12 protein-coding genes are annotated in these 12,804 nt (G+C 70.3%); 6 read left to right on the forward strand and 6 right to left on the reverse strand.

Annotated features, from left to right (window positions below; all coding sequences use genetic code 11):
* Positions 1–15: 15 nt before the first annotated feature.
* The 5 genes from AC1HIL_RS39135 to AC1HIL_RS39155 all read right to left on the reverse strand — a co-directional run bounded on the left by AC1HIL_RS39135 (position 16) and on the right by AC1HIL_RS39155 (position 5,285).
* Complete coding sequence (locus AC1HIL_RS39135) at positions 16–837, reverse strand: ABC transporter permease (protein ID WP_479669508.1); 822 nt, start codon at positions 835–837, stop codon at positions 16–18.
* The gene (locus AC1HIL_RS39140) at positions 834–1,673 is read right to left on the reverse strand and encodes an ABC transporter permease (RefSeq protein ID WP_479669506.1); all 840 of its coding nucleotides are present in this window, start codon (positions 1,671–1,673) and stop codon (positions 834–836) included. Before AC1HIL_RS39140 ends, AC1HIL_RS39135 begins: the two co-directional genes overlap by 4 nt.
* The gene (locus AC1HIL_RS39145) at positions 1,670–2,752 is read right to left on the reverse strand and encodes an ABC transporter substrate-binding protein (RefSeq protein WP_479669504.1); all 1,083 of its coding nucleotides are present in this window, start codon (positions 2,750–2,752) and stop codon (positions 1,670–1,672) included. The genes AC1HIL_RS39140 and AC1HIL_RS39145 overlap by 4 nt, the downstream gene beginning before the upstream one ends.
* Positions 2,749–4,269, reverse strand: a complete 1,521-nt coding sequence (locus AC1HIL_RS39150) for an amidohydrolase family protein (protein WP_479669503.1) — start codon at positions 4,267–4,269, stop codon at positions 2,749–2,751. Before AC1HIL_RS39150 ends, AC1HIL_RS39145 begins: the two co-directional genes overlap by 4 nt.
* 128 nt (positions 4,270–4,397) lie before the next feature.
* Positions 4,398–5,285, reverse strand: coding sequence for a LysR substrate-binding domain-containing protein (locus tag AC1HIL_RS39155; RefSeq protein ID WP_479669502.1), 888 nt, complete (start codon positions 5,283–5,285; stop codon positions 4,398–4,400).
* Positions 5,286–5,432: 147 nt separating this feature from the next.
* On the opposite strand from AC1HIL_RS39155, the gene phnD reads away from it, so the two are divergent.
* The 4 genes from phnD to psrA all read left to right on the forward strand — a co-directional run bounded on the left by phnD (position 5,433) and on the right by psrA (position 9,106).
* The gene (phnD, locus tag AC1HIL_RS39160) at positions 5,433–6,311 is read left to right on the forward strand and encodes a phosphonate ABC transporter substrate-binding protein (RefSeq protein ID WP_479669500.1); all 879 of its coding nucleotides are present in this window, start codon (positions 5,433–5,435) and stop codon (positions 6,309–6,311) included.
* Positions 6,308–7,114 carry a phosphonate ABC transporter ATP-binding protein gene (phnC, locus tag AC1HIL_RS39165; protein WP_479669499.1) on the forward strand — a complete coding sequence of 269 codons (807 nt, stop codon included), beginning with the start codon at positions 6,308–6,310 and terminating at the stop codon, positions 7,112–7,114. The genes phnD and phnC overlap by 4 nt, the downstream gene beginning before the upstream one ends.
* Positions 7,111–7,935, forward strand: coding sequence for a phosphonate ABC transporter, permease protein PhnE (phnE, locus tag AC1HIL_RS39170; RefSeq protein WP_479669498.1), 825 nt, complete (start codon positions 7,111–7,113; stop codon positions 7,933–7,935). The genes phnC and phnE overlap by 4 nt, the downstream gene beginning before the upstream one ends.
* 73 nt (positions 7,936–8,008) lie before the next feature.
* Positions 8,009–9,106, forward strand: coding sequence for an iron-containing alcohol dehydrogenase PsrA (psrA, locus tag AC1HIL_RS39175; protein WP_479669497.1), 1,098 nt, complete (start codon positions 8,009–8,011; stop codon positions 9,104–9,106).
* Here the strand turns inward: psrA and AC1HIL_RS39180 are convergent, their stop codons facing one another.
* Positions 9,107–10,252, reverse strand: coding sequence for a DJ-1/PfpI family protein (locus tag AC1HIL_RS39180; protein ID WP_479669496.1), 1,146 nt, complete (start codon positions 10,250–10,252; stop codon positions 9,107–9,109).
* Between the two features lie 40 nt (positions 10,253–10,292).
* Between AC1HIL_RS39180 and AC1HIL_RS39185 the strand changes: the two genes are divergently transcribed.
* Together AC1HIL_RS39185 and AC1HIL_RS39190 are read left to right on the forward strand one after the other, a co-directional pair.
* Positions 10,293–11,315 carry a GlxA family transcriptional regulator gene (locus AC1HIL_RS39185; protein ID WP_479669495.1) on the forward strand — a complete coding sequence of 341 codons (1,023 nt, stop codon included), beginning with the start codon at positions 10,293–10,295 and terminating at the stop codon, positions 11,313–11,315.
* The gene (locus tag AC1HIL_RS39190; protein ID WP_479669494.1) at positions 11,312–12,793 is read left to right on the forward strand and encodes an FAD-dependent monooxygenase; all 1,482 of its coding nucleotides are present in this window, start codon (positions 11,312–11,314) and stop codon (positions 12,791–12,793) included. The genes AC1HIL_RS39185 and AC1HIL_RS39190 overlap by 4 nt, the downstream gene beginning before the upstream one ends.
* Positions 12,794–12,804 lie beyond the last annotated feature (11 nt).

The following is a 12,804-nucleotide window of genomic DNA, read 5'->3' on the forward strand; positions in this document are numbered from 1 at the left end:
GGGGAAGAAGAGGTGTCAGGCCCTGCCGGTCCAGCGCGCCAGCCGGCGTTCGAGCGCGCGCGCCGAGGCATTCATCAGCCAGCCGACGAGGCCGATGACGAACATGCCGAAGATCACCAGGTCCATCTGGAAATGCTCGCTGCCCTCGATCAGGGTGTTGCCGATGCCCTTGCCGGCCACCAGCAGGTATTCGGCGCCGATGGTGGCGAGCCAGGAGTAGATGAGCGCGAGGTACACGCCCGTGAAGATGGCGGGCAGCGCGGCCGGCAGCACCACCTGCGCGAGCGTCTGCCAGCGCGTGAAGCCGTAGACGCGCGCCACCTCGAGCAGCGCGGGCGGCACGGTGCGGATGCCGTCGCAGGTGTTGACCACCACCGGCACCAGCGCGGCCAGCGAGAGGAACACCACCTTGGCCACGTCGCCGAGGCCGAACCAGACCGAGATCAGCGGAATCCACGCGAACAGCGAGATCTGCTTGAAGGTGTTGAAGCTCGGGCCGACGATGCGGTCGAACAGCGGCCACAGGCCCAGCAGCGCGCCGAGCATCAGGCCCGAGGCGGTGCCGATCAGGAAACCCGTGGCCTCGCGCGCGAGACTGGCACTGAGCGCGCGCCACAGGCGGCCGCTGACGACCTGGTCGGCGGCGGTCGCGAGCACCTTCTGCGGCGAGACCAGCAGCGCCGAATTCACCACGTCGAGCCACGACAGCAGCGCCCACAGCGCGATCGCCACGGCGGGCAGCACCAGGCCGCGCCAGCGGCTGCGATCGACGGGCCGCAGCGGCTGCACCGCGGCCAGCTCGGCCGCGTCGCGCGACAGCGAGGCGGGCGCGCTCATCGCGCGGCACCGCCCGGTCGGTGCCGGTGCAGCGTGTTCTCGAGCCGCTCGAGCAGGCGGTCGATGGCCCAGCCGATCGCGCCCACGATCACCACCGCGGCCATCACCAGGTCGAGCTGGAACAGCTGGCGGCCATAGACGATCAGGTAGCCCAGCCCCTCGCTCGAGGCAACCAGCTCGACCACCACCAGCGACAGCCAGGCCTTGGTGAAGCCCAGCCGCACGCCCGTGAACAGCGTGGGCACGGCATGCGGCAGCACGATCTCCAGCACCTGCTGGCGCCGGCTGTAGCCATAGACCTCGCCGACCTCGCGCAGCGATCGCGGCGTCTGCCGGAAGCCCTGCAGCGTGTTGAGCGCCACCGGCACCAGCGCCGCCTTGGCGATCAGGATGTACTTGAGCGGCTCGCCGATGCCCACGATCAGCAGCACGAAGGGCAGCCAGGCCAGCACCGGGATCTGCACCAGCGCGTTGAAGCTCGGCAGCAGGTAGGCCTCGACGCGGCGCGACAGGCCCATGGCCGTGCCCAGCAGCAGCCCGAGCAGCGTGCCGATCGCGAAGCCCACGCCCACGCGCGCGAAACTGGTGCTCACGTGCAGCCAGAGGTCGCCGCTGGTCGCGAGGTCGCGCAGCGTCTCGGCCACGAACCCGGGCGGCGGCAGCACCTGCGGCGAGATCCAGCCCTGGCCGGCACCCGCGAACCACAGCGCGAGCAAGGCGGCGGGCAGCAGCCAGGGCAGGGCGGCGTCGCCGAGGCGGCGCCACGGCAAGGAGAAGCGCAGCGGCGCGACCCGCTCGCGCTGCAGGACCGCCGACAGTTCGGCTTCGGCGTTCATCGCGACGCGACCGCGGGCCCGCCCTTCGGCTGCCCTTTCGCGTCCGAAGCGCTCCAGTAGCCCTCGAGGCCCTGCTTCCTGAGCGCGGCCTTGAGATAGCGGGTGTCGAACCAGTCATCGACCGTGACCTCGCGGCGGATCAGCCTGAGCTTGAGTGCGTCGCCGACCACGGCCTTGTAGCGCGCCACGATGAAATCGTCGGCCAGCGGCGAGTTGCGCTGCGCCAGCGGTTGCTTGTCGAACTCGGCGGTCCACGAGGCGACCGGCGTGCCGCTGCGGGCCCAGATGCGGAACAGCTCGTCGCGGTTCTTCTCCTCCGACGACCAGTGCGCGGCGCGCACGAACACGTCGACCACGCGCTGCACCTCGGCGGGATTGGCCTGCTCGAATTCGCTGCGCACCAGCAGCGCGGCCTGGCGCGTGAGCGCCGGATCGCGGCCCTGGGTGGAATAGACCACCTTCGCGAGTCCCTGGTCGCGCACCTTGAACCATTCGTAGCCGCCGAAGGCCGCGTCCACCCCGTTCGAGACCAGCGCCGCCTGCGCGCTGCCGGTGTCGAGGTTCACGCCCTTGATGTCGCGCTCGGCCAGCCCGTCGGCCGCCAGCACGTTGATCGCGACCAGGTGGCCGTTGGTGCCGCGGAAGATCGACACCGTGCGGCCCTTGAGGTCCTTGATCGACTGGATGTTCGACTGTGTCGGCGTGACCAGGTAGAGGTTGTTGCGCGCGCCGCTGACCAGCAGCACCTTGGTCTTGAGGCCGTTCGAACGGCCGACGATCGAGGGCAGGTCGCCCTGGTAGGCGAAGTCGATCTGCCTGTTCGACAGCGCCTCGTTCACGGCCGGGCCCGCGCCCTTGAAGAACAGCCACTCGACCTTGATGCCCGAGGCCTTGAATTCCTCCTCGAGCCAGTTGTTGGCGCGCGCCACGCCGCCGGGCGAGCCGCCCCAGGTGACGGGATCGCCGCCGCCGGCCGTGGCCACGCCGATGCGGATGGTGTCGGGGGCGGCCTGCGCCGAGGCCGCGAAGGCGGTGGCCAGCAGCGCGGTCCAGCGCAGGAGATGCCGCACGAGCTTCATGGCGTGCCTTTCTTCGCGGCCAGCTTGCGGCCGACCTCGGTGCCCTCGAAGAAGCGCGGATTGGCCTCGGTGTAGAAGCGGTGCGGGTTCTCGAACACGAAGGCCCGGAAGTCGGCCGCCGAGATCACGCCCTGCTGCACCAGGTCCCAGGTCTCGGCCAGCGGCTCGGTGAACTCGGGCACGTCCCAGTGGCCCACGTCGGACGACCAGATCGCGTTGATCTTCACGCCCAGCGGGTTCACCTTGTCGTTGAAGGCCGCGGCCACGGTGCGGTCGTCGGCTTCCGAGCCGAAGTAGAAGTTGTTCACCCAGCGGTCGCGGATGTCCTCGACCTTCTCGATGCCCGCGAGCGCGAAGTCGTCGATCTCGCTCTCGTTCGGCTCGCGGCTGTGCGGCAGCGCCGAGATACCCAGGCTGTCGCGCAGCAGCGTGGCCTTGTCGAGCGTGCGGCCCTTGACGAAGTCGCCGCCGTAGCGCTCGAACAGCGAGGCCAGCAGCTCGATGTCGGCCTCGGCCGGGTCGTAGTTGCGTACCGCATGCCGGTTGCGTTTCTCCCAGCGGTCCACCAGGTGCGTGTAGACGTGCGAACCCCAGTCCGCGCCGCCTTCGAGCAGGCCCACGCGCAGCCCCGGAAAGCGCCGCGTCACGCCGCCGAAGAACAGCGCCTTGGCGAAGGCCTGCGAGCCATCGGCGAAGTGGCCGATGTGGTTGTTCATGTAGTTGCTGATCGACTGCCGGCCGGTCCAGCCCTGGCTGCCGTAGTGCGTGGTCACCGGCACGCCGAGCTCCACCACCTTGGCCCAGAACGGGTCGTAGTCGTGCTCGCTGTCGATGCCGTAGAAGTCGATGTAGCCGACCTGCCTGGCGATCTCGGGATGCTCGGCGGCCGGGTACTTCTCGGCGATGGCGCGGATCGGGCGGCGGACGCCGCCCGCGATGTTGATGACCTTCAGGCCCAGCGTCCTGACCGCGAACTCCAGCTCCTCGATGCCCTCCTGCGGCGAGTGCAGCGGAATGCCCGCCACCGGCGTCAGCCGGTCGGCATAGGGCCGGTACTGGTCGGCGTGGAAGTGGTTGATGGCGCGGTGCAGCGGCTGGCGGTACTCGCTGCCGGCCGCGGCCGGCGAGAGCACGTCGTTGGGGAACAGGATCGAGTAGTCGGAGCCCTGCTCGCCCAGGCGCTCGTGCAGCAGCGCGGGCAGCGTGTAGGTCGCGAGGTCGTAGGTGTTGCGCGTGACGCGGGCCCACCAGGGCGCACGCAGCGTGCGGTGGAACTGGCGTTCCTCGGCCGACTGCTGGTACCAGTCCTTGCCGCCGCCGTTGCGCGTGACGAAGCGCCCGCCGAGCGCCTTGCGCAGCGCATCGACCAGCTTGTTGCCGCCGTACTGCGCCACGTAGTCCTCGAGCACTGGCGCGAAGTCGTTGACGTGCACGTCGGTGTCGATCACCGGATGGTCGAGGCCGGCCTTCACGGCGGCCGAGCGCGAGGCATGCGCGCGCTGGAGTCGGTCGTTCATCTGCGGGGTCCTTGCTGAAAGAGGATCGATGCAGACTAAGGTGGCCGCCGGTGGCGGACCAACGAAGGCTTTCAGGGATGCTTAGCCGTCGTTCGCATATGGATGCAAAGGTTCGCGCCGGCCGGCTGTCATGTCGCGCCCTCGAACTCCTCCTTGCGCAGCTTCAGCGCCACGTCGAAGAAGGAGGCGAGCACGCGGCTTTCGCGCCGCACCTGCAGGCAGTAGAGGTAGGTCTGCGTGACCGCGGGATCGCCCTCGATGCGCACGGTGCGCAGGCGCGCGTCGGGAATGAACTCGGCCTCGGAGACCGCGCCGATGCCGATGCCGCGCGCGGCCGCTTCGCGGATCGCCTCGCGGCTGCCGATCTCCATCGCGAGCCTGGGCCGAACGCCCGCGCGCGCGAAGGCCTCGTCGAGCGCGCGCCGCGTGCTGGAGCCGCTCTCGCGCTGCAGCATGGGCTGGCCGTGCAGTTCCTCGAGCCGGATCTCGCCGCGCCTGGCGAACGGATGGTCGCGGTGCACGAACAGGATCAGCGCATGGCGCGCATACGGCGTCGCGCTGAAACCCGGCGCCTCGTGGAATCGCGCGAGCACGCCGATGTCGACCGCGTACTCCTCGAGGTCCTTGAACACCGACGACGAATTGCCCATGCGGATCGAGACGTCGAGCCGCGGATAGCGCCGGCGGTAGGCGTCGACCATCTCGATCACGTGGAAAGGGCCGACCGCGCCGAGCTTGAGCTCGCCCGACTGCAGATCGCCGCTGTCGTGCAGCAGGTTGTACGAATCGAGCTCGAGCGCGGCGATCTGGCGCGCGATGGGCAGCAGCCGCTCGCCGACGCTGGTGAGCTCGATGCGGTGGCCCTGGCGGTGGAACAGCATCACCTTGTGCTGGCGCTCCAGCGCCTGGACCTGGGTGGTGAGCGTGGGCTGGCTCAGGCCCACGGCGCGCGCGGCGGCGCTGAAGCTGCCGTGCTGGGCGACGGCGAGGAAGGCGCGGAGTTTGGCAGCGGACATCCATAGATTGTTTGAATGGAATCGTGACAAATCCGTGATCGATCTGATATGCGGCTGTCACATGGCGTTCTTAGCCTTGGGGTAGTCGCAGGCCGATGCCTGCCGTTCCGGTCCCTTCCAGTCCCTTTTTCCATCCCCGACACCACCATGAACACCCTTCTTCGCCTGCGCCGCAGCCTGATCGTCCTGGCCCTTTCGGCGGTTTCCGCGGTCGCCGCCCTGCCGGCCCTGGCCGCGCAGCCCCTCACCATCGGGCTGATCCCGGCCGAGGACTCGCAGGCCATGATCGAGAGCAGCCGCCAGGTGCTCGACAGCCTGCAGCAGCAGCTCGGCATGCCGGTCAAGCCCTTCGTGGCGACCGACTACAACGGCGTGATCGAGGCGCTGCGCTCGAAGAAGCTCGACGTGGCCTATCTCGGCCCGTTCTCGTACGTGCTCGCGAACCAGGTCGCGGACGTGGAAGCCTTCGCGGTGGCCGTGACGAAGAAGACCGGCCAGAGCTCCTACAAGAGCGTGATCATCGCGCGCAAGGACAGCGGCATCGCCAGGACCGCCGACCTCAAGGGCCGCAGCTTCGCCTTCGTCGACCCGACCTCGGCCTCGGGCCACCTGTTTCCCAAGTCGGACCTGCTGCAGGCCGGCCACGACCCCGAGACCTTCTTCGGCCGCGTGATCTTCTCGGGCTCGCACGACGCCAGCATCCTGGCCGTGGCCAACAAGAAGGTCGATGCCGCCGCCGTGGCCGACCGCATCCTCGCGAGCGCCATCGCCAAGGGCCAGGTGAAGCAGGACGAGCTCGAGATCGTCTGGTCGTCGAGCCCGATCCCCGAGTCGCCGATGGTCTGGCGCAAGGACCTCGATCCGGCGCTGAAGGCGAAGATCGCGAAGGCACTGGCCAACGTGAAGGACCTGCCGTGGGGCGACCAGGGCGTGCTCAACGGCTTCCAGCCCACCACCGACGCCGCCTACAACGTGGTGCGCGACACCGCCAGGGTGCTCAAGCTCGACCTGCGGAGCATGAAGTGATCCGCATCCGGCAGCTCACCAAGCGCTATGGCGACAACGCCGTGCTGCGCGGCGTGGACCTCGATGCCGCGGCGGGCGAGTTCGTGGTGGTGCTCGGCGAATCGGGCGCCGGCAAGTCGACCCTGCTGCGCTGCGTGAACCGGCTCGCGCTGGCCGACGGCGGCGAGCTCAGGGTCGACGGCATGGATGCCGTGAACTGCGTCGACACGCGCGCGCTGCGCCAGCGCGTGGCCATGATCTTCCAGCACCACAACGTGGTGCCGCGGCTCAGCGCGCTGAAGAACGTGCTCACGGGGCGGCTCGGCGCGGTGTCGACGCTGGCCTCGGTGCTGCACTTCTTCAGCCGCGCAGACATCGCGCTGGCGCACGAATGCCTGGGCCGCGTGGGACTCGCGCACAAGGCCGATGCGCGCACCGATTCGCTGTCGGGCGGCCAGAGGCAGCGCGTGGGCATCGCGCGCGCGCTCGCGCAGCAGCCGCGGCTGATCCTCGCCGACGAGCCGGTCGCGAGCCTCGACCCGCAGACCTCGCGCAAGGTGCTGCAGTACCTGCGCGATGCCTCGCGCGACCTCGGCATCACCGTGCTGTGCAACCTGCACCAGGTCGACTACGCGCGCGAGTTCGCCGACCGCATCGTCGGCCTCTCGCAGGGCCGCGTCGTGTTCGACGGCGCGCCGCAGGCCATGGGCCCCGAGGACATCGACCGCATCTACGTGCCGCAGCCCGCGGCCGACCGCAAGGAGCCCGCCGCCCCGGCGGCGCCATCGATGCCGCTGCTGGCGCGCAGCGAAGGACACGCATGAACAACCCTTCTTCTTCCTACGCCTGGACCGGCCCGCTGCCCGAGAGTCGCCGCGGCTGGTTCAACCTGCTGATCGGCCTGTGCGTGGTCGGCTGGGCATTGCAGTGGAGCGCCGGCGGCGCGCAACTGAGCTGGTCCGAACTGGCGGCGGGCCTGCCGCAGATCCTCGATTTCCTGGGCCGCACCATGCCGCCCGACACGAACATCCTGGGCCGCCTCGTCGCGCCGGCGCTCGAGACCATCCAGATCGCCGTCTGGGGCACGCTGCTGGCGGTGCTGCCGGCCATTCCGCTGTCCTTCCTGGCGGCGCGCAACCTGCAGAGCCGGCGCTGGGTCTACCAGTGCACGCGCCAGGCCCTGAACGTGGTGCGCAGCATCAACGAGCTGATCCTCGCGCTGGTGTTCGTATCGGCCGTGGGGCTCGGTCCCTTCCCCGGCGTGCTGGCGCTCGCGCTGCATGGCGCGGGCATGCTCGGCAAGTTCTTCGCCGATGCCATCGAGGAGATCGACCAGGGCCCGCTCGAAGCCCTGCGCGCCACGGGTGCGCGGCCGCTGCAGGTCATCGTGTTCGGCGTGCTGCCGCAGGTCGTCACGGCCTGGATCGCCGTGGTGCTGTACCGCTTCGAGGTGAACCTGCGCTCGGCCACCGTGCTGGGCATGGTGGGCGCGGGCGGGCTGGGCTTCGAGCTGGTGAGCAGCCTCAAGCTGTTCCGCTACCAGGAGACCGCCACCTGCATCATCGTGATCACCGTGATGGTGATCGTGGCCGACCTGCTCTCGAGCCAATTGCGCCACCGCATCCAGCACAGCGGCCGGCACTGAAGGCCGCGCGGATCTTTCTCTTGAGCGCCCGGCCGCATGACGCGGCCGGGGCGCCAGCTTTCCCGAACCCATCATGTGGACCTACTACAACCCCGTGGACGTGCATGCCGGCCGTGGCTCGCTCGATGCGCTGCCCGGGCTGCTCGGCGCGCGCCGCGCGATCCTGATCGCCTTCCCCGAGGCGGTCGGCCTCGGCCTCGTCGATCGCATCCGCGGCCTGCTGGGCGGGCGCCTCGCGGCCGTCGAGACCGAGGTGCCGCCGAATCCCGACGTGGCCTGGCTGGCGCCGATGTACGAACGGCTGTGGCGCGAGCATGCGGAGGTCGACTGCGTCGTCGCGCTCGGCGGCGGCAGCGTGATCGACTGCGCGAAGGTGATGCTCACGCGCCCCGCGGCCGGCCGCTTCGACGAACTGCTCGCACTGCTCGAAGGAGCCGACAGCGCGCCGGCCGCGGCCCGGCGGCACCGGCGGCTGCTGGCCATTCCCACGACCGCGGGCACCGGCAGCGAAGTCACGCCGTGGGCCACCGTGTGGGACCAGGCCCATGCGCGCAAGCTGTCGCTGCAGCTGCCGTGGACCTGGCCCGAGGCCGCCATCGTCGATGCCGACCTGATGCTGAGCCTGCCGCATGCGGCCACCCTGGCCAGCGGCCTCGATGCGCTGTCGCATGCGCTCGAGTCGCTGTGGAACGTGCACCGCAACCCGGTGTCGGCAAGCCTGGCCGTGAGCGCGGCGCGCAGCATCGTCGCCACGCTGCCCGAACTGCTGGCGCGGCCCGACCGGCCAGAGCTGCGTGAGCGCCTGGCCACCGCGGCGCTGCAGGCCGGCCTGGCGTTCTCCAACACGCGCACCGCGCTCGCGCATTCGCTGTCCTACGACATCACGCTGCGGCATGGCGTGCCGCACGGCATCGCGTGTTCGTTCAGCCTGCCGCGCATCATGCAGCTCGCGGGCGGGCGCGATCCGGCGCTCGATGCGTTGCTGTTGTCGGTCTTCGATGCGCACGACATCGAGCAGGCCGTCGCGTCGCTGAGCGCCTTTCTCGAGGGGCTGGGCGTGAGCGTCGATCCGCTGAGCTATGGCATTCCCGAGGCGGAATGGAGCGAACGCATCGCGCAGGCGCTGGCCGGTGCGCGCGGGCGCAACTTCATCGCCGCGGACGCCGGCTGATCACCACGCGCAGGCGGTGTTCGCCGCCGTGCGCGGGTACTCCATCTCCTGCATCACCCAGTCGCGCCGCGCATTGCCGTAGCGGCCCGCGATCTCGCACAGCGTGCGGTCGAGCTGCTGCACGGGCTTCAGCGCGGCCACCAGCGGCAGGGGCTTTGCCTCGCGCGTGGCGGGGCTGGCCACCAGCACGAGCCCGCTGCGCAGCTTCACCGGGCCCGAGGACGAGACCGCCTCGACATCGACATGCCCCGTGCGCGTCCACGCATCGGTGGCCAGCGCGAGCGCGATGTCGTCGGCACCATCGCGCACCTCGAGCCGGCGGCGCTCGCCGCGCCAGAACGCGGCCTTGTTGAACAGGTACTCGGCGCCGCGGCCGGTCGTGAGCCCGAAGGGCGCGCTCGCATGCGCCGGGCCCCAGCCGTCCACGCCGAGTTCGGCCGCCATCGCCGCGGCCTTCGCGGGACCGCCGATCGCCTCGACCAGCGCGAGCGTCGCGGGCACCGAGGCCGTGATACCGGTGGTCGTCGCCACGTCGCGATCGACCAGGTAGCGCCGGTCGGGCACATGCGTGGCACCGGGCCGCTGGCGCAGCGTGCCGCGGTCGTACCAGTGGCTGGCAAAGCGCCGGCCGTCGAGCAGGCCGGCGTGCGCGAGCACGAGCGCGCCCGAGCACACGCCGATCACGCGCGCGCCCTGACTCGCCTGCTGCTGCAGCCAGGCCCTCACCGCGGGTGCGTCGGCCGGCTCCATCGCGGGCACGATCACGTAGTCGGCGCCCGCGGGATGGGCGCGCCCGAAGCTGGCGAAGTCCTGCGCCCCCTCGACCTGCAGCGCCGGGAACAGCGTGACCCGGCCCGCCCGCGGCGCCACCACGCGCACATCGGCCACGTCGGCGCGCTGCAGCACCGCGTGCGGCAGCAGCAGGTCGGTGAGCTCGGTGCCCTCGTTGAGCGCCAGCATGGCGATCACCGGCCGGCCGGGCCGGCGCGGCTTCATGGCCTCGACGAAAGCCTGCCGGTCGCGCGCGAGCGCCGCCTCGTCGTGCGCCGCGGGCGGCACCGCCGCATCGCGCGTGCCCGTGCCGCATCCCGCCAACCCGATCGCCGCCATACTCGCGCACAGCAGCGCACGCAGCCCGTTCCACATGGAGAATCCCCTTCATGACCTCGATGCACCGAGCTTAGGAATGCCGACCCCCACCCACAAGGACGAAGAAGCCGCGGTTCCTGCCAGCACCGTCGTGCTGGTCGCGTTCGACGGCGTCGAGGCCATCGACGTCGCGGGCCCCGCCAGCGTGTTCAGCAAGGCCGAGCAATTGCGACCCGGCAGCTACGAGGTGCTGATCGCCTCGCCGGGTGGCGGCACCGTGTCGACCAACAGCGGTCTGCAGCTGGGCGACACCCGAAGCCTCGACGCGCTGCCCGCCGCAATCGACACCCTGATCGTGGCTGGCGGCGACGAACCCGCCGTGCGTCACGCCATCCTCGAGCAGCGCATCGGCGACTGGATCGCCCATGCCGCGCCGCGCGTGCGCCGCATCGCGAGCGTGTGCAGCGGCGCCTTCGCGCTGGCCGCAGCCGGCCTGCTCGACGGGCGCGAGGCCACCACCCACTGGCGCGTGTGCGAGATGCTGCAGGAACTGCGTCCGCAGGTGCGCGTGCGGCAGCAGCGCATCTACGTGCGCGACGGCAAGGTCTGGACTTCGGCGGGCGTGGTCACCGGCATCGAGCTCGCGCTCGCGCTGGTCGAGGACGACCTGGGCCACGAGGTCTCGATGGACATCGCGCGCACCCTGGCGCTGCCGATGCTGCGCGGCGGCGAGCAGCCGCAGCTCACCCCGGCGCTGCAGGCGCAGGCCAGCGCGAGCCATCGGCTGCGCGAACTGGTCGCATGGATCGGCACCCATCCGCAGGAAGAGCTTGCAGTCGAGGTGCTGGCCGAACGCGTGGGCATGAGCCCGCGCAACTTCGCGCGCGCCTTCGCGGCCGAGACCGGGTGCACGCCCGCGCGCTTCGTCGAGCGCACGCGCGTGGCCGCGGCGGCGCAGTTGCTGCGGCAGACCGGGTGGACGCAGGAAAGGATCGCGAGCCGCAGCGGGTTCGGGTCGGTGGATGCGTTGCAGCGCGCGTTCGTGCGGCTGCATGGGGTGACGCCGGGCGGATGGCGCGATGCGGCGCGGGTCGAAACACGAGGAGGGACATGGGAATGAGCGAAACGAAACCGTCCGGGAACGCGGTGCTGATCGCGGGCGCCGGCCCCACCGGCATGATGCTCGCGGGCGAACTGGCGCTGGCCGGCGTCGATGTCGCGATCCTCGAGCGGCGCTCGAACCAGGATATCGAAGGATCGCGCGCCGGCGGCCTGCATGCGCGCACCCTCGAGATCTTCGACCAGCGTGGCATCGTCGACCGGTTCCTGGCCGAGGGGCAGACCGCCCAGGTGGCCGCGTTCGGCTTCAACCGGCTCGACATCAGCGATTTCCCGACGCGGCACAACTACGGACTGGCGCTGTGGCAGAAGCACATCGAGCGCATTCTTGCGGGATGGATTGCCGAACTGGGCGTGACCACGTATCGGGAGCGCGAGGTGGTCGGCTTCGATCAGGACGAGGCTGGTGTCGACGTCCATTTGCGCGACGGCCAGACGCTGCGCGCGCAATACCTGGTCGGTTGCGATGGCGGGCGCAGCGTGATCCGGAAGGCGGCGGGGATCGAGTTTCCGGGGGGGGATGCCACGATCAGCCACATCCTCGCCGAAGCGGAGGTCGCCGAGGAGCCCGTGTGGGGCATGCGGCACGACGCGATCGGCACCCACGGCCTGAGCCGCATGGACGACGGGAAGACCGTGCGGATCATGGTGACGGAGCGCGAAGTGGGGCGCGCGGACCAGCCCACGCTGCGCGACCTGAGCGAGGGCCTGATCGCTCACTACGGCACCGACTTCGGCGTTCACAGCCCGCTTCATATCTCGCGATTCACGGACATGGCGCGGCAGGCGGCGAGCTATCGCAAGGGGCGCGTGCTGTTGGCCGGAGATGCCGCGCATGTGCACTACCCGGCGGGCGGGCAGGGGCTCAATCTCGGCGTGCAGGATGCCTTCAACCTCGGGTGGAAGCTGGCGCAGGTGGTGAAGGGGATCTCGCCGGACAGCCTGCTCGACAGCTATCAGGCGGAGCGGCATCCGGTAGGGGCGCTGGTGCTGCGCAATTCGCTGGCGCAGGTCGCGCTGCGGCGGCAGGACGATCGCAGCAAGGCGTTGGTGGAGAGCGTGTCGGAACTGCTTCGGATGGAGGAGCCGCGCAAGCGCTTCGCGGGAATGATGTCGGGGTTGGACATCCGGTATGACCTGGGGGAGGGGCATCCGCTGGTGGGCAGGAGGATGCCGGATCTCGAGGTCGTGACTGCGGAAGGTACGAAGCGCGTCTTCGCGCTGATGCATTCGGCGCGGCCGCTGCTGCTGAATTTCGGGGTTCCGGGCGGCCTGGATGCGAAACGCCTGGCCGACAAGGTCCAGGTGATCGACGCCGGCTTCGATGGCACCTGGGAGCTCCCGGTGCTCGGCGAGGTCGGTGCGCCAGCGGCCGTGTGGGTCAGGCCCGACGGCTACGTGGCATGGGTCGGGGAGTCATCGTGGGAGGGGCTTGAAGAAGCCCTGGCCACCTGGGTTGCGGCGCCACGCACGACCTGAAGCGTCAGGAC

It is taken from the genome of Variovorax sp. ISS6 (assembly GCF_056523145.1).